Raw genomic sequence first — 14,945 nt, 5'->3', positions numbered from 1 at the left:
TTCGCTGGGCAAACAAAAAACGGGAGTCCCACCTGGGGACTCCCGAAAAAAATGACGGCGACGACTAGTATTTGCCGAACTCGCCATCGTCGAGGGCAATGCGGGGAACCGCCGACTCCCCGGCCGCTCCCCAGACCCCCGTCGGCGATGCGGCGGCAACCGCGGAACGGGGATTACGGGCCGGTGGTTCTTGGGCCTTGCAGCGACGCTGATCGACCCGGAAACGTTGCAGCAGAGCTTGCAGCTGCCGGGCGTGATCCGCCAGCACCGAGGCGGACGCGGCACTCTCCTCGGTGTTGGCCGTCGCCTGCTGGTTGACCTGATCGATCTGGGCGAGCCCTTGGTTGATCTGCTGGATGGCCTGGGCCTGTTCGTTGGAGGCCGCGGCGATTTCCTGGATCAGGTCGCTGACCTTGGCCGATACCGTCACGATTTCCTTGAGGGAGGCGGCGGTGCGGTCGGCGATCACCAGCCCGCGTTCGGTCTTGGCCACCGAGCTGGCGATCAGCTCCTCCGTCTCCTTCGCCGCCTTGGCGCTGCGCCCCGCCAGATTCCGCACTTCTTCGGCGACCACGGCGAAGCCCTTGCCGTGCTGCCCGGCGCGGGCCGCTTCCACCGCCGCGTTGAGGGCCAAGAGGTTGGTCTGGAAAGCGATTTCGTCGATGACCTTGATGATGCGGGAAATGTTCTCGGCGGCGGAGCTGATTTCCCCCATGGCCGCCATCATCCCCTCCATTTCCTCGTTACCCTTGCCCGCAAAATCCAGACCCTGTGCGGCCAGGGCATTGGCCTGCTTGGCATTTTCGGCGTTCTGCCCGGTCTGGGAGGCGACATCCTGCATCGAACTGGAAATCTCCTCCAGCGCCGCCGCCTGACGAGTCGCGCCGTCGGCCAGGGCCGAGCTGCCGGCGGAAATCTGGCCGGCGTCGGCGGCGATCTGCATGGATGTCGCCTGCACCTGACAGAGGATGTCGCTGAGATTGCCGTGCATCCGCGCCATGGATTGGCCAAGCAGATCCCGTTCGGAGAGGAGTTCCACCCGATGGGTGAGATCGCCGTCGGCGATGCCGAGTGCGACTTCAGAGCGGGCATTCATGATTTCGGCGAGGCGTTTCATCGCCAGCCCAAGACTGTCGATCTCCCGGCAGACGCTCCCGTGCACGGCAATCTGGGTATCTCCCTGGGCCAGTTTGCCTAAGGCCGTCATGAAGGAATGCAGGGCACCGGTGAGACTGCGCGACATGCCGATGACCAGTAATGCCGTCACCAACACCACCGCTCCGAGGAGGCCAAGCGTCGTTTTCAGCACATGGGCGAGACTCGCCTCGACATCGTCGATGTACAGACCGTTGCCGATGATCCAGTTCCACTGGGGAAAGAGCTTGACGTAGCTGATCTTCGCCACCGGCTCGTCGAATCCGGGCTTGGGCCAGAAATAGTCGACAAAACCGCCCTCCTCTTTCCGGCAGACCTCGACGAATTCCACAAACAGCTTTTTACCGTTGGGATCGGCGGACTGGGAAAGATCCTTGCCGTCGAGTTCCGGCTTGAAGGGGTGCATGATCATCGCCGGCTGGGTGTCGTTGATCCAGAAGTAATCCTCGGAACCATAGCGCAACCCCTTGATCGCCACCTTGGCCCGCTCCTGAGCTTCGGCCTGGGTCAATTCGCCGCGACCGGCGGCAGCGGCGAAATACTCCAGCACCCCGTAGGCGGTCTCTACCTGGTTCTGCACCTTGAGGCGCCGATCCCCGTACTGGCGCTTGCTGCTCTGGGCATAGAGCCAGGCAAAAGCGAGACAAAAGGTCAGAATGATGGCCAGACACATGCCGGCGATCTGAACGGACAATTTCAACTTGGAATGGGCGAAGAGCATGAGCCAAAGTCCTTTCTGCTGGAGGAAAACGAAATCACACCCTGTAGGGGGAAAATCAGGAATCGAGACAAAGCGATGACACTCGTCAAAAACTTGACCGGAGGATTCGACACTTTTCTGAAAAAGCGACATGAAACGGGCAGCATTGCCCGAAGAAAAGAAACGTCGTTTTCTTTTCGCAAATATCGGTCCCAAGAAATGGGATAACAAGATTCTATTGGGCGGACTTCGAAAAGGCGAGAAGGGTGGCGAGCAGTTCGGGAAGGGCGGCGGCGACGGCCGGGGAGAGCCCGATGCCGGGTGCGATCCGGGAGGGCTGCATACCGAACAACCACAGGGGCGGCAGCAGGCTGAGTTCGTGACCAAGCCGCAGCGCGGGGAGGACGCCGGCAGCGTGCCAGGACAGGGGCAATGCCGGATCGACGGAAAGAAGGTCGGGAAGAGCGAGGCGCACAACGGTACCGGGCGCTTTGCCCATGTCGACGGCGTCGACGAGGATGACCCGTTGCGCCCCTTCGAACAGTTCCAGCAGGGTCAGGCCACCGGTACCACCATCAATCGCCTCGACTCCGGGGGGCGGCTCCATCTGCCGCAAGCACTCGACGGCGACGATGCCGAGGCCGTCATCCCCCATCAGCGGGTTGCCGATGCCAATGACCCTAAACAATGTCCACCCGCAGCAGATGGGTCGAGCAACTGATGCAGGGATCGTAGGCCCGCACCAGCATTTCCAGGCGACGAGTCAGCTCCTCGCGGGAAAGATCGAGCAGGGTCGGCACCAGCGCCCGCAGGTCGGCTTCGATGTTGGCCAGGTTCTGGGCGGTGGGAATGACGCAATCGGCGCTTTCGATGCAGCCGCCGGCATCGTAACGGTAGGCATGGAACAGGGTACCTCGGGGGGCTTCGATCGCCGCCACCCCCTGCCCTCCTCCGTCGGGAACGGCGATTGCCGGCTGTTTCAGACCGGCGACGAGGACATCGTCGATGCGATGAATGGCCTCCTCGAAGCAGTGCACCACCTCGACCAGCCGGGCCAGCAGGTTGAGATAGGAATTGACCGTATCAGCAGCGAGGCCGAGCGCCGCGGCCACCTTGCGAGCCATGGGCGAAAGCTTGTCGAAGCCGGTTTTCAGCCGCGCCAGCGGTCCGACGGCATAGGTCTCCCGGGTCATCCGGGCGAACTTGGCACTGGAGTGGGGAACCAGGTATTCCTCGATCACGCCCTTATAGTCGGCCGCCATCGCCCGGACCCCGTCGCTGGAGACCAGAGTCTGAGAAAGCAGCGGGTAGCCGTCATCGGCACCGAGGCTGACGTACTCGGTTTCCCGCTCGAAAACGGGGAACTCGAAGGTCGCGAACAAGGCCACCGTCGCCTCCAGGTCAGGAACGGCCGTGACCAGCCGACGACGCAGTTCAAGCAGATCCTGGGCGGCCGGCAGGGCCGAGAAGCCCCCCACGCAGGTGGTGACCGGGTGTACCGGCCGGCCGCCGACCAGGTGGCAGATGTCGTTGGCCAGCTTCTTCAGCCGCAACGCCCGCAGCACCAGCTCGCGACGGGACTTGGCCAGCGGGAAGATGCTGTTGACCCCGAGGAAATCGGGAACCGCCATGAAATAGAGCTGCAGCAGGTGGCTTTGCAGGATCTCGCCGTAGGCCAGCAGCCGGCGCAGGTTGCGGGTCTGCTCGCTAATCTCGACACCGAGCGCTCGCTCGGTGGCCGCCAGCGACACCAGGGTGTGGGAATTGGAACAGACCCCGCAGATACGAGCGATGATCGGTGCCACGTCCCGGTAGTGCCGCCCCTTGAGCAGCCCCTCGAAAAAGCGCGGCGACTCGAAGACCTCGAGCCGACACTCCTTGAGCTCGCCATTGCTGGCATCGACCACCAGCCGGGCATGCCCCTCGATGCGGGCCAGTGAGGGGATCTCGATCTTCATCGGCGGCCTCCCCGTCCCGGGACGTTAAAGGTACGAAACTCTTCCAGAATATCTTCCTCGGTCAGACCATGCTCCGCAAGAATACGGTAGTAGGGACCACTGCGTGGATTGTCGATCAACCCCCGGCAACCTCGGCAACGGTCGCCGGCCGCCAGGCACAGGGCATCGCAGCCGGCGCGGGTCACCGGCCCGAGGCAGACCTGATCGCGCTCGAAGGCGCAGGGCAGCTCGGCCAGCTTGCACTCGACGCAGACCGAAAAAGTTGGCAACTGCGGCGGCTGGCCGAGCAAAAGCGCCTGCAAGACGGCCAGAAACTCCCGGCCATCAATGGGACAGCCGGGCAGCCGATGATCGACCGGGACGATGGCGTTGAGCGGACGGGGGATGTCGGTCAGCGCCGGCGGATGCTCGCCGCCATAGATCTCCCGGCGCAGCTCCCGCAAATCGCGGAAATGACCGAGGGCGTTGACTCCGGCGGTGTCGGCGCAGGCCCCGAGGGCGACCAGGGTGGTCGCCTTGGCCCGAATCGCCCGTAGCCGCTCCGCTTCCCCCGGCGTGCAGATGCTCCCCTCGACGAAAGCGATGTCCAGCCGTTCGCACGCGCCGCTCATCACCTCGCGGAATTCGACAATCTTCACCAGTTCGAGCAGTTCCAGGAACTCGTCCTCAAGGTTGAGGACCGTCAGCTGGCAGCCTTCGCAGCCGGTGAAGTCGAAAAAACCGATCCGGAGCTTATTCATGACGGGCGCCATCACCGTTCAATCGCCTCCCGCAGATGCCGCACCCGGCTGTAGGGAAAGATCGGCCCGCACTCGCAGACACAGACATCGTTGATCCGGCACTTGCCGCACTTGCCCAGGCCGCACTTCATATGCCGCTCCAGGTTGAGAAACAGGCGTTCCTCGTCAAGCCCCAGGCGCAGCAGCAGCGGATTGACGAAGCGGTACATGCCGGGCGGTCCGGAAACCGCCGCCACCGTCTGCTGCGGCGCCAGATCAAGATCGCGGAAAAGGTAGGTGATGTCGCCACGGACTCCAGTCCATTCCTCCGTTTCAGAGAGGACGGCAAAACGGCAATCCAGTTCCCCCCCGCGATGCCAAGCCAGCAGATCCTCGCGAAAGAGCAGGGCCTCGCGGTCGCGGGCGCCGTAGAGCAACGACACCCGGCCGAACTCCCGCCGGCGGGAGAGGATGGTCAACAGCAGCGAACGCAGGGTGATCAGGCCAAGCCCGCCGGCCACCAGCAGCACATCGCGCCCGAAAAACTCCTCCAGCGGAAAACCCTTGCCGAAGGGGCCGCGCACCCCCACCCGATCCCCGGCTTTGAGCCGGTGCAGGGCCTGGGTCAGCGCGCCGGCGGCACGCACTACAATCTCGGCCTCGCAATCAGGGGAAGGAGGCGAAGCGATGGTAAAGGGGGCCTCGCCGAGACCGAACACCGACACCTCCAGAAAAGCTCCGGGCTCAAAGACCAGTGGCGTGTCGAAGCGGAGGCGGAACGATTTTTCCCTCGCGGTCAGCTCCTGCACCTTCATAATCTCAGACAATTGCGGTCGATATTCGGCACCGGGTACGGCCGAAGTTTCAGGTAGTGCCCGTTCCGCGAAGAGCCCGTTGAGTACCTGCCGGGGATCGATGCGGCCAAGACATTCGCGGCTGCAGCGGCCGCAGCCGACACAGGCGGTGCGTCGATGTTTTTCCCAAAGATATTTGTATTTACGGAAGAACCGGTGCCGCTGTCGGTCGGCCTGATTACCCCGGAACTCCTCGCCGCCGGCAACCCGGGTGAACTGATCAAACTGGCAGGAATCCCAGGTCCGCACCCGCGCCCCCCCTTCGAGGTCGAGGTCGAGGCGATCCTGGACGTTGAAGCAATAGCAGGAGGGACAAAGCAGGGTGCAAGCGCCGCAACCGAGACAGCGGTCCCCGATTTCCTGCCAGAGGGGATGCTCGTAGGCATCGCCGAGCAGCGGCGCCAGGGACTCCACGGAAAAACGCAAACCCACCTCGCACTGTTTGGTTTGCAACGGCAGGGGCGGTTCACCCGGCCGGACGGCCACCAGCGGGGCGTGCCGGGCCAGCATTTGCTCGCCCTGGGCGCTGCCGCAGCGCACCAGATAGCCATTGTCGAGGCGGTGCAGAAAGAGATCGAAGCCGCCGGCGATCCGGTCGGTTCCCATGCTGGTGCAGAAGCAGTGCTCGTCGGGAAGGCAATCGACCCCCACCAGCAGGGTAACGGCGCGCTTGGCCCGGTAGGCGCTGTCGGCCTCCCCCTCGAACAGGCAGTCGTCGAGAACCCGCACCGCGTGCAGGTCGCAGGGATGCATGCCGAAAATCACCCGCGGCGGCGCCGCCGTTTCCGCCTCCAGCAGCACCGAGCCGCCAAGACGGAAGCGAAACAGCTGCTCCCAGTTGGGGAAAAGGAATTTCTTCGGGGAATGGACCCGGGGGGGGAATTCCAACCGCAGCAGGGCCGGATCGTCGATCCGACCCATTGTCAAGCGCCCGTGCGACTCCTGGACGCCAACGACTTCGTAGGCGCTCGCGAGGGACCGTACCAGCTGTTCGATCTCGGCACGGCTGATCGGCCGCCAAGAACTGGCTTCGACGGAATCCTTCGGCTGGAAAGGGGTCATGGCGTGCTTCGTCGGGAAAGATCGACCTGCAAAAGGAGGCCGAAACGTGCGCGGCATACGAACCAGACTAGTCTAGGCGAGAGGGGTTCCCGGCGTCAAGAGAGGGATTAACCCGGCGAAAAGCCAAAGCCCGCCTCGCGGCGGGCTCGGGCGGACAAGCCTGAAAAACCTCAATGATGCTCCTCGGCCTCGAGAATCGGCAGATAATTCACCGCGATCTTGTACAGCAGCACGCCGAAGGCGATAAAGGCGAAGGTGACGGCGAACTCGCCCACCGAGGGAAAGTAGTTGAAACCGGGCGCCATGTCGACGCCGATGAGAAAGACGTTGAAGCGGTTGAGCACCACGCCGCAGATCACCGACAGGGCGCAGAGGAAGAGCTTGCTGCCGTGCATCCGCACGCTCTGCCGCTTGAGCAGGAAGTAAGGCACCACGAACAGCGCCAGCTCGATCAGGAAGGCATTGCCGGCCACGCTGCCGTCGAAGGCCTGGGCCAGCACCCCGCGGTAGGCCAGATCGCCCAGGCGCAGCAGCAGGTAGACGCCGAGAAAGAGCGGGATGTACTTGGCGAAACTTCCGAGCAGCTCGGTCTCGGGCTTGCGGCCGAAGAACTTGGAGGCCAGGGTTCCTTCGAAGATGACCATGCAGGGGCCGACGCTGACCGCCGAGGTCAGAAAGAGCAACGGCGACAGCGGCGTGTACCAGAGATCGTGCAGCTTGTAGGGGGCGATCAGCATCATCGTCCCCAGCGAACTCTGGTGGCCGAAGGAAAGGACCACTCCGGCGATGACGAAAAAGGCCAGGGTCTTGCGGCAGAACCAGTCGACCTTGCCGAGCATCCAGTCGGCGGGACGATTGAACAGGGCCAGGGAGCCAGGCAGGTTGACGTTCCCCTTGAACTGCTCGACCACGTTCGGCAGGTTTTCGATGCCGAGCACGGTCAGGTAGAGCATGACGCACCAGGCCACCTCGAACAGCACCGAGGTGCCGTTCCAGTAGATCAGCGCGTGCCAGATATTGTAGTACTTGCCCAGGTCGAAGAAGACCGCCAGGCCGACCAGGAAATAACCGATGAAGGCGGTCAGGATCGCCGGCCGCACCAGGGCGTGGTATTTCTCGCGACCGAAGATCTCGACGATCGCCGCGGTGGTGAAGCCGCCCGCGGCCAGGGCCACGCCACAGGCCACGTCGAAGGCGATCCACAGCCCGAAGGGATAGGCCGGGTTGAGGTTGGTCACCGAGCCGAAGCCGTGGAAGAAACGGAAATAGGCGAACAGCGCCCCGCTGCCCATGAAAAAGAGCAGGATCGCCACGTTGGGGGTAAAAAATTTCTGCCGCAGGGGCAGGGCCTTAATACTCATCTTCGCCTCCTTCGATGCCGGCGTTCTTCTTGCGGCGCTGGTTGTACGCCATGATGCCGCCGAGAATGCTGTAAACCGCGATCGGGGGGATGAAATACTGGAAAATCCGGTGCTGGATGCTCTCGGTCAGCCCGGAAACCGCCTTGTACTCGAAATCGGGCAGCCCCAGGGCGGCGAACTGGACGTTCTTGCGGGTCAGGTAGAGGACGTTGGTACCGCCGATCTCCTTCTCGCCATAGATGTGATCGAGGTAGCGCTCGGGCTCGGCCTTGATCCGCTGCCGGGCGATGCGCAGCAGCTCCTCGCGCTTGCCGAAGGTGATCGCCCCGACCGGGCAGGCGGTGGAACAGGCGGTCGGCTCCCCTTTGGTCAGCTTGGTTTCGTTGCACAGGGTGCACTTCTTGATCGACGGGATCGCCTTGTGCCACTCGAACTGGGGGACGCTGTAGGGGCAGGCGACCATGCAGTAGCGGCAGCCCATGCACATCCCGGCGTCGTACTGAACCGCCCCGGTCGGTTGCTTCTTCAGCGCGCCGACGATGCAGGCCGACTGGCAGGCCGGGTCGACGCAGTGCATGCACTGCTGCTTGACGAAGGTGGCCTCTTCGGCCTTCTCCCCCTGGTGCAGCTTGATCAGTGTGTAGGTATGCTCGGACAGGCCCCGGGGCGAGTCGTAGATAGCGTTGCCGAATTTCTCCTTGTCGTCGAGGGTCGATTCGAGTTCGAGCTTGTTCTCCTTCTTGCAGGCGACCTGACAGGCCTTGCAGCCGATGCAGCGGGTGCTGTCGTTGAGCATCCCGTACCAGTTGGGATCGGGCTCCCGCCGCTCCCGGGCCTGGGCCGGGGTCGCCGTCGCGCAGACGGCGGTGCCGCCGGCGACGGCGCCGATCTTGAGAAATTTTCTGCGATCGAGTTTCATCCCTTACTCCTTCCCTTCGCTGTCCTCATGCCGAGCAGGCTTCTTCTTCAGCACCTGCGCCCCGACCACGCCGGCGGCCACGCCGGCCAGCGCCGCGTAGGCCGGGGTGACGTCCACCGACTTTTTCAGATCGGTGACGATGGGAGGATAGAGGGACGGCGGGGTGGCGTCCTTGATCGGCACCGTCCCCCACATCGTCTGGTCGAAGGGATATTCCGGCTCGACGCAGCCCTGGCAGGGATGGCCGTTGTCGATGCACCAGTTGGTCCCCGAGTTGAAACGTTTTTCCGGGCAGTTGGCGTGGGCCACCGGCCCCTTGCAGCCGAGCTTGTAGAGGCAGTAGGGGTCGCCGAACTTCTCGGCGAAGCGGCCGGCGTCGAAATGGCCGCGCAGCGGGCAGTTGTCGTGGATCAACTTCTGATAAAACATTTCCGGCCGGCCTTGCGCGTCGACCTTCACCGACTCGGGGCCGCCGAGCAGCACCGCGGCAACGGTGCCGATGAACCAGTCAGGGTGAACGGCGCAACCGGGGAGATTGATGGTCGGGGTGACGATTCCCTGCTCCTTGAAAACCGCCATTACTCCCTTGGAGCCGGTCGGGTTCATGTTGGCCGCCGGGATGCCGCCGAAAGCGGCGCAGGAGCCAATGGCAATGACCGCCTTGGCCTTGCGCCCTAAACGGGTGACGTGTTCCAGGGAGGTGATCCCGTGGCCATCCTTCTCGCCGATTTCACAGTGGCGACCGCCGTCGGCGGTGGTGATCGAGCCTTCCACCACCAAAATGAAAGGTTTTTCCTCGGTGTCGTACATAGCCTGCATGGCCAGGTCCCCGGAGGCCGCCATCACCGTCGGATGAAAGGCCAGCTCTAGGTGGTGTCCAGGGAGAATCTGATCCAGCAGGACATCCTGGATGCGCGGCGACAGGGAATTGAGCAGCGACACGCTGCATCCGCTGCACGCCCCGGCCGCCAGCCAAATAATGGGGGTTTCCTGAATGGCACTGGCGAAAGCCTTGCGCAACAACGGATTGCCAAAGAGACTGACCCCCAGCACGGCGGCGCCGCTGGCGGTAAACTGCAAAAATCTACGTCGGGAAATGGGCATGGATCTCTCTCCTTGTGATCAATCGTTAGAATCCGTATCGGATTCGAATCTGTCGATTTCCTTCAAAACCAACTCGGCGGCCCTGCCGACAACCTTTTGCACCTCCGGCGACAGCCCGATACCAACGCCGGTGTCGGCCGGTTGCACACCGATCACCACCGTCTGCAGGGGTTTGCAGTCGATCAACTCCCCCAGCTTGAGAGTTTCCAACAAACCGACCTGATGCAGCGAATTCATCGGCAGGGCCCCGCTTTCCACCTCGTCGGGACTGAAGCGATAAAGGGTACCGGGGGCCTGGCCGCCACGCACGGCATCGATTACGATCAGCTTGCGCCGACCGTTGAAAACATCCATCAGGTCGATGGCGCTGGTTCCGGCATCAAAGAGTTCAACCTGCAAAGGCAGATCCCGTCTCGCGAGATTTTCCAGGACAGCGCCAGCAAAACCGTCGTCCTTGCGCAGAAGATTTCCCACCCCCAGAACCAGGATCGGCAGCCGCTCGGGGACACCCCATAACGCGGACCCTTCCGGCCTCATGCTTCTCCTCCGACCACGAAGTGCCCAAGATCCTCGCCCCTGGGGGTAACCACGTGCACCGCGCAGGAGAGACAGGGGTCGTAGGAGCGGACGATGCGCACCAGCTCGAAGGGGTTGTTCTTGTCCTTGACCTTGGTGCCGATCAGCGATTGCTCGATCGGGCCGGGCTGCCCTTGGCTGTCCACTGGCCCGGCGTTCCAGGTAGTCGGCACCACCGCCTGGTAGTTCTTGGTCTTGCCGCCTTCGATCACGATCCAGTGCCCCAGGGCGCCGCGGGGCGCTTCGTGCAGGCCCATGCCGCGACTGGTGACTTCCAGGGGAAAGTCGGTGAAGGTCGGCTGCCCCGGCTGCAGCTGCAGCACCCATTGCTTGAGCTTTTCCGCAACCAGCTTGCACTCGATGGCGCGGGCCGCGTGCCGGCCGAGGACCGAGAACAGCGCCTCGGGGGAGGCATTGAACTGCTGGAGCACGCCGTTGACCAGTCCCTGCACTTCCTTGTCGCCGCCGGCGTAGGCGGCCAGCATGCGGGCCAGCGGGCCGACTTCGAGCACCTCGCCGTCGTAGCGGGGCGATTTGACCCAGCTGTAGGCGCCGGCCTTGTCGCGGTCGGGGACGGTGCTCCCCTCGTAGGGATGGACCGCGCCGTGGTTGACGAACCAGCTGCTGTCCACCTCTTCGGTGATCTTGTCCGGATCGAGACGGCGCAGCTTGAGGTCGGCGCCCTTGACGATCCCCTGGGGGAAGTAGCGATGACGCTTGGTCAGGTCGGGATCGCTGTCCATGTCGAAGACGCCGAAGGACAGGAACTGCTTGCAGCCGGCACCGATACCGAAATAGTCGCTGTAGCGGCCGGCCACCAGCAGCACGTCGGGGAGGTAGCAGGTGTCGATGAAGTCGAGCAACTGGTCGATCTTCCAGAGGAAGGCGGTAATCTTATCCACCGAGGGGGCGGCGGTGACCCCGCCGGCGACGATCGACATGTTGTGCGGCATCTTGCCGCCGAAGATCGCCACCGCTTCATGAGCCAAACGGCGCATGTTGAGGGCCTCGACGTAATGTGCCACCGCCGCGCGGTTCTCCTCCTTGGACAGGCGATAGTCCCCCTCATAGCGGGGAACGAAGGGACCGAGGTGGCCGCGACCGATGAAATCCTTGACCTTTTTCAGGGTCGGATCGCTGCCGCTGTAATCGGCGCAGGCGGCCACGTCGACGTAGTCGAGGGCACCGAGCTGGTAAAAGTGAAGGATATGGGATTGAACGTAGTTGGCGCCCTGGATCAGGTTGCGCAGGATGCGGCCGTTGTCGGTGATGCTGCCGGCCACCCCGTAGGCCTCGTCGAGGGCGAAGGCCGCCGCCAGGCCATGGGAGGTGGGACAGACGCCGCAGATGCGCTGCATGATGCGGGCGGCGTCGCGGGGGTCGCGCCCCAGCAGAATGTTTTCGAGCCCACGGTACATCATGCCCGAGCTCTTGGCTTCCTTGACCACACCATCGTCCACCAGAACCTCAATCTTCAGGTGTCCTTCGATGCGGGATACCGGATCGATCACAATCTTCGTTGCCATCTACTCTCTCCTGAAAGGGGTATGTTGATCCCGGGCAAGCCGGGAATTCGGTCCTACGATCATGAGAAAATGGCAAGGAGCGTGCCTCGTCCCGAACAAGCCAGGGAAAAGCAATCATAACGTATACTTAATTGAGAATTTGCCAAAGCAGGACAAACCGGTCCAGAGGGACAAAAGGACACAAAAACCCAAAATGTGGCATTTTGTCCAAAATGCCCCGTCAGCTGGGGGAATGCTCAAGGGGCACAGAGGACTGAAAAATTTTTCGGAACGAAGAAAAAATTGGGATGGCCCCTCCTTGGCCAAGGAGGGAATTCAAGGGAGGGGGGGCGGAAAAGAAGGGGTCAGGAGCCGGATTCGGCGGGGGCTTTGTCGATGTGATACTGCCGCAACTTGCGATCAAGGGTTTTACGTGAGATATCGAGAATTTGGGCGGTACGTACCTTATGAAAACGGGTCTGGCGATAGACCTGCTCGATATACATGCGCTCAACGATGGCCAAGGACAACTGCTCCCGGGGCAGCGAGAATGCCGCCGGCCGTTCCTCGGCCACCTTGCCCGGCAATTGATCGGGTCCGATCACCCCGCCGTCGGCGAAAATCACCGCCATTTCCATAACGTTTTCCAACTCTCGCACGTTGCCGGGCCAGTCGTAAGCCTGCAACCGCGCCAGTGCCTCGGGGGACACGCGCAAGCCGCCGCGAGGCGCGAACCTGCCGAGGAAATGTTCGACCAGAGGCGGGATGTCCTCGCGCCGTTCGCGCAACGGCGGCAGGCGCAAGGTGACGACGTTGAGACGATAGTAGAGGTCCTCGCGGAAGCGGCCGGCGGCAACCTCGGCTTCGAGGTCGCGGTTGGTGGCGGCGACGAAACGGACATCGGCATGCTTGACCCGGGTCGCCCCGACCGGCATGAATTCCTTCTCCTGCAGCACCCTCAGCAGCTTGGCCTGCAGGGCCGGGCTGATGTCGCCGATCTCGTCGAGGAACAGGGTGCCCCTGTCGGCTTCCTCGACCAGGCCACGCTGGGTCGCCACGGCGCCGGTGAAGGCTCCCTTGACGTGGCCAAACAACTGGCTTTCGAGCAGGGTCTCGGTGAGGGCGGCGCAGTTGACGGTGAGATAACGCTGTTCCCTGCGACGGCTGGCGTAATGCAAGGTCGAGGCGATCAATTCCTTGCCGGTGCCGCTTTCGCCGAGAATCAACACACCGGCGTCACTCGGCGCCACCTTATGGGCCAACGCGAAGACGTTCTTGAAAACGGCGCTTTTGAAGACCACCTGGCCGGGATCGAAGTTTTTGCGAATCTGAGCCTTGAGGGAGCGGTTCTCCTCCACCAGACGCCTTTGCCCTACTTCCTTGGCGACCAGCGCGGTCAGTTCGTCCACCAGAACCGGTTTGGGCAGATATTCACAGGCCCCCAACTTCAGCGCAGCGGTGGCGCATCGCACAGTGGCGAAGGCGCTCGTGACGATGACCGCCGCCGCCGGACGCAAGGCTTTGATCCGCCGCAACGGCTCGAGGCCATCGGGGCCGGGCGAACAAGCATCGAACAACACCAGATCGGGCCCCTCCTCGGCACTCTCGGACAAGGCTTTCAACAGGGCCTCACTGCCGGGAAAAGCACGGATGTCATGGCCGTGACCACTCAGCAACCGTTCGTAATAGTTTCGAGAATCCGAATCCTCATCACAGAGGTAGATCCGACCCTGTTCCATTCCCATAAATCCTTATAGCTCGGCACTGTCAGCCACGATAACAGAGGGGCTCATTGTCGGGCAATTTTTTTCCTTGCGCCCATCACTCGGAACTGGCCTTGATTTTGCTAAAGTACTGCACCTATAGTGAAGCCTACATCCTTACCCCGAACAGGGCCATTATTCATGCACGAAGTCGCCATCACCCAAAATATCATCGACATCTGCGAGACAACCGCCCGCCGCCAGGGGGCAACCACCGTTCGCAGCGTGACCGTGGCGATCGGCGAACTTTCCGGGGTGGTGCCCGAAGCGGTGGAATTCTGTTTCGAGGCGTGCAGCAAAGGCACACTCCTTGAGAACGCTTCCTTGCTTATCGAAAGAATTCCCGGCCGGGGCCGGTGCCTCGCCTGCCAAACCGAATTCCCCCTGGACAATTACAGCTTCGCCTGCCCGGCCTGCGGCGAATTCGCCCCGCGCCGGATCACGGGGGAGGAACTCAGCGTCATACAAATGGAGATCGACTGACTATGTGCCTTGATTGCGGCTGCTCGCCGAACGACCCGCACCACCATCAACACGATCATGACCACCACCATCCCCCTGATTACGGCCGGGGCAAGACCGTCACCATCAAAGAGGATCTGCTCGGCAAAAACAACCGCCTGGCCGCCGCCAACCGCGCCCGTTTCGCCGCCCACCGGCTGCTGGTCCTCAACCTGGTCAGTTCCCCCGGCAGCGGCAAGACCTCGATCCTCGAACGGACCCTGAGCGACCTCCAGACCGAAGTGCGTTTCGCCGTCCTCGAAGGCGATCAGCAGACCGCCAACGACGCCGAGCGCATCGCCGCCACCGGCGTTCCCGTTCACCAGATCAACACCGGCGCCGGCTGTCACCTCGACGCCCACATGGTTGGCCACGGCGTCGATCATCTCGATCTCGCCGCCTGCGACATCCTGATGATCGAGAATGTCGGCAATCTCGTCTGCCCGGCCGGTTTCGACCTGGGCGAGGACCACAAGGTCGCCGTGCTGTCGGTCACCGAAGGGGAGGACAAACCCCTCAAATATCCTCAGATGTTCCAGGCCGCCGATCTGCTGCTGATCAACAAGCTCGACCTGTTGCCCCATCTGCGCTTCGATCTGGAACAGTGCCGACAATTCGCCCTCCGGATCAACCCGCGCCTGGAAATCATCGAACTTTCCTGCCAGAGCGGCGAAGGGATGGAGCACTGGTACGATTGGCTGCGAGAGCGGGTAAAAAAGCAAAACCAGTGATTGGTTATTAGTAATTAGTTCAAAGCCTTAAACCAAT

At 62.6% G+C, this 14,945-nt stretch carries 13 protein-coding genes; 2 read left to right on the top strand and 11 right to left on the bottom strand.

All coding sequences use genetic code 11. The features are described 5' to 3' along the window. Positions 1–64: 64 nt before the first annotated feature. The 11 genes from BQ4888_RS11820 to BQ4888_RS11770 form a co-directional block, all read right to left on the bottom strand. Positions 65–1,876: a methyl-accepting chemotaxis protein gene (locus BQ4888_RS11820; protein WP_170232844.1), complete on the bottom strand. Its 1,812-nt coding sequence runs from the start codon at positions 1,874–1,876 to the stop codon at positions 65–67. 214 nt (positions 1,877–2,090) lie between these two features. Beyond that, on the bottom strand, positions 2,091–2,543 hold the full coding sequence (locus BQ4888_RS11815) for a hydrogenase maturation protease (RefSeq protein WP_092057458.1): 453 nt from the start codon (positions 2,541–2,543) through the stop codon (positions 2,091–2,093). Next, positions 2,536–3,813, bottom strand: a complete 1,278-nt coding sequence (locus tag BQ4888_RS11810) for a Ni/Fe hydrogenase subunit alpha (RefSeq protein ID WP_092057457.1) — start codon at positions 3,811–3,813, stop codon at positions 2,536–2,538. Before BQ4888_RS11810 ends, BQ4888_RS11815 begins: the two co-directional genes overlap by 8 nt. Further along, positions 3,810–4,553, bottom strand: coding sequence for an NADH-quinone oxidoreductase subunit B family protein (locus tag BQ4888_RS11805; RefSeq protein WP_092057545.1), 744 nt, complete (start codon positions 4,551–4,553; stop codon positions 3,810–3,812). The genes BQ4888_RS11810 and BQ4888_RS11805 overlap by 4 nt, the downstream gene beginning before the upstream one ends. 11 nt (positions 4,554–4,564) lie before the next feature. Next, positions 4,565–6,448 (bottom strand): 4Fe-4S dicluster domain-containing protein, encoded by a 1,884-nt coding sequence (locus BQ4888_RS11800; protein ID WP_170232843.1) that lies wholly within the window; start codon positions 6,446–6,448, stop codon positions 4,565–4,567. A 170-nt stretch (positions 6,449–6,618) separates the two neighbouring features. Next, complete coding sequence (nrfD, locus tag BQ4888_RS11795; protein ID WP_092057455.1) at positions 6,619–7,809, bottom strand: NrfD/PsrC family molybdoenzyme membrane anchor subunit; 1,191 nt, start codon at positions 7,807–7,809, stop codon at positions 6,619–6,621. Further along, the gene (gene hybA, locus BQ4888_RS11790) at positions 7,799–8,728 is read right to left on the bottom strand and encodes a hydrogenase 2 operon protein HybA (protein WP_092057454.1); all 930 of its coding nucleotides are present in this window, start codon (positions 8,726–8,728) and stop codon (positions 7,799–7,801) included. The genes nrfD and hybA overlap by 11 nt, the downstream gene beginning before the upstream one ends. A gap of 3 nt (positions 8,729–8,731) precedes the next feature. Then, positions 8,732–9,832 (bottom strand): hydrogenase small subunit, encoded by a 1,101-nt coding sequence (locus BQ4888_RS11785; protein WP_092057453.1) that lies wholly within the window; start codon positions 9,830–9,832, stop codon positions 8,732–8,734. A gap of 18 nt (positions 9,833–9,850) precedes the next feature. Beyond that, positions 9,851–10,369 (bottom strand): HyaD/HybD family hydrogenase maturation endopeptidase, encoded by a 519-nt coding sequence (locus tag BQ4888_RS11780; RefSeq protein WP_092057452.1) that lies wholly within the window; start codon positions 10,367–10,369, stop codon positions 9,851–9,853. Beyond that, positions 10,366–11,934, bottom strand: a complete 1,569-nt coding sequence (locus BQ4888_RS11775; RefSeq protein WP_092057451.1) for a nickel-dependent hydrogenase large subunit — start codon at positions 11,932–11,934, stop codon at positions 10,366–10,368. Before BQ4888_RS11775 ends, BQ4888_RS11780 begins: the two co-directional genes overlap by 4 nt. Positions 11,935–12,278: 344 nt before the next feature. Then, positions 12,279–13,652, bottom strand: a complete 1,374-nt coding sequence (locus BQ4888_RS11770) for a sigma-54-dependent transcriptional regulator (RefSeq protein ID WP_092057450.1) — start codon at positions 13,650–13,652, stop codon at positions 12,279–12,281. A gap of 165 nt (positions 13,653–13,817) precedes the next feature. Between BQ4888_RS11770 and hypA the strand changes: the two genes are divergently transcribed. Beyond that, positions 13,818–14,159: a hydrogenase maturation nickel metallochaperone HypA gene (hypA, locus tag BQ4888_RS11765; RefSeq protein ID WP_092057449.1), complete on the top strand. Its 342-nt coding sequence runs from the start codon at positions 13,818–13,820 to the stop codon at positions 14,157–14,159. Between the two features lie 2 nt (positions 14,160–14,161). Then, on the top strand, positions 14,162–14,908 hold the full coding sequence (gene hypB, locus BQ4888_RS11760; protein WP_092057448.1) for a hydrogenase nickel incorporation protein HypB: 747 nt from the start codon (positions 14,162–14,164) through the stop codon (positions 14,906–14,908). The last annotated feature ends 37 nt before the right edge of the window (positions 14,909–14,945 follow it).

Source organism: Desulfuromonas acetexigens, from assembly GCF_900111775.1.
Lineage (GTDB): Bacteria > Desulfobacterota > Desulfuromonadia > Desulfuromonadales > Trichloromonadaceae > Trichloromonas > Trichloromonas acetexigens.
The sequence above is the reverse complement of the archived record's forward strand: the minus strand, read 5'-3'. Positions and strand labels throughout refer to the sequence as shown.

Excerpts from the sequence above, each read along its gene's own strand:
- BQ4888_RS11820 (WP_170232844.1), bottom strand. The coding sequence starts at position 1,876 with ATGCTCTTCGCCCATTCCAAGTTGAAATTGTCCGTTCAGATCGCCGGC.
- BQ4888_RS11810 (WP_092057457.1), bottom strand. The coding sequence starts at position 3,813 with ATGAAGATCGAGATCCCCTCACTGGCCCGCATCGAGGGGCATGCCCGG.
- BQ4888_RS11805 (WP_092057545.1), bottom strand. The coding sequence starts at position 4,553 with ATGAATAAGCTCCGGATCGGTTTTTTCGACTTCACCGGCTGCGAAGGC.
- BQ4888_RS11800 (WP_170232843.1), bottom strand. The coding sequence starts at position 6,448 with ATGACCCCTTTCCAGCCGAAGGATTCCGTCGAAGCCAGTTCTTGGCGG.
- nrfD (WP_092057455.1), bottom strand. The coding sequence starts at position 7,809 with ATGAGTATTAAGGCCCTGCCCCTGCGGCAGAAATTTTTTACCCCCAAC.
- hybA (WP_092057454.1), bottom strand. The coding sequence starts at position 8,728 with ATGAAACTCGATCGCAGAAAATTTCTCAAGATCGGCGCCGTCGCCGGC.
- BQ4888_RS11785 (WP_092057453.1), bottom strand. The coding sequence starts at position 9,832 with ATGCCCATTTCCCGACGTAGATTTTTGCAGTTTACCGCCAGCGGCGCC.
- BQ4888_RS11780 (WP_092057452.1), bottom strand. The coding sequence starts at position 10,369 with ATGAGGCCGGAAGGGTCCGCGTTATGGGGTGTCCCCGAGCGGCTGCCG.
- BQ4888_RS11775 (WP_092057451.1), bottom strand. The coding sequence starts at position 11,934 with ATGGCAACGAAGATTGTGATCGATCCGGTATCCCGCATCGAAGGACAC.
- BQ4888_RS11770 (WP_092057450.1), bottom strand. The coding sequence starts at position 13,652 with ATGGAACAGGGTCGGATCTACCTCTGTGATGAGGATTCGGATTCTCGA.
- hypA (WP_092057449.1), top strand. The coding sequence starts at position 13,818 with ATGCACGAAGTCGCCATCACCCAAAATATCATCGACATCTGCGAGACA.
- hypB (WP_092057448.1), top strand. The coding sequence starts at position 14,162 with ATGTGCCTTGATTGCGGCTGCTCGCCGAACGACCCGCACCACCATCAA.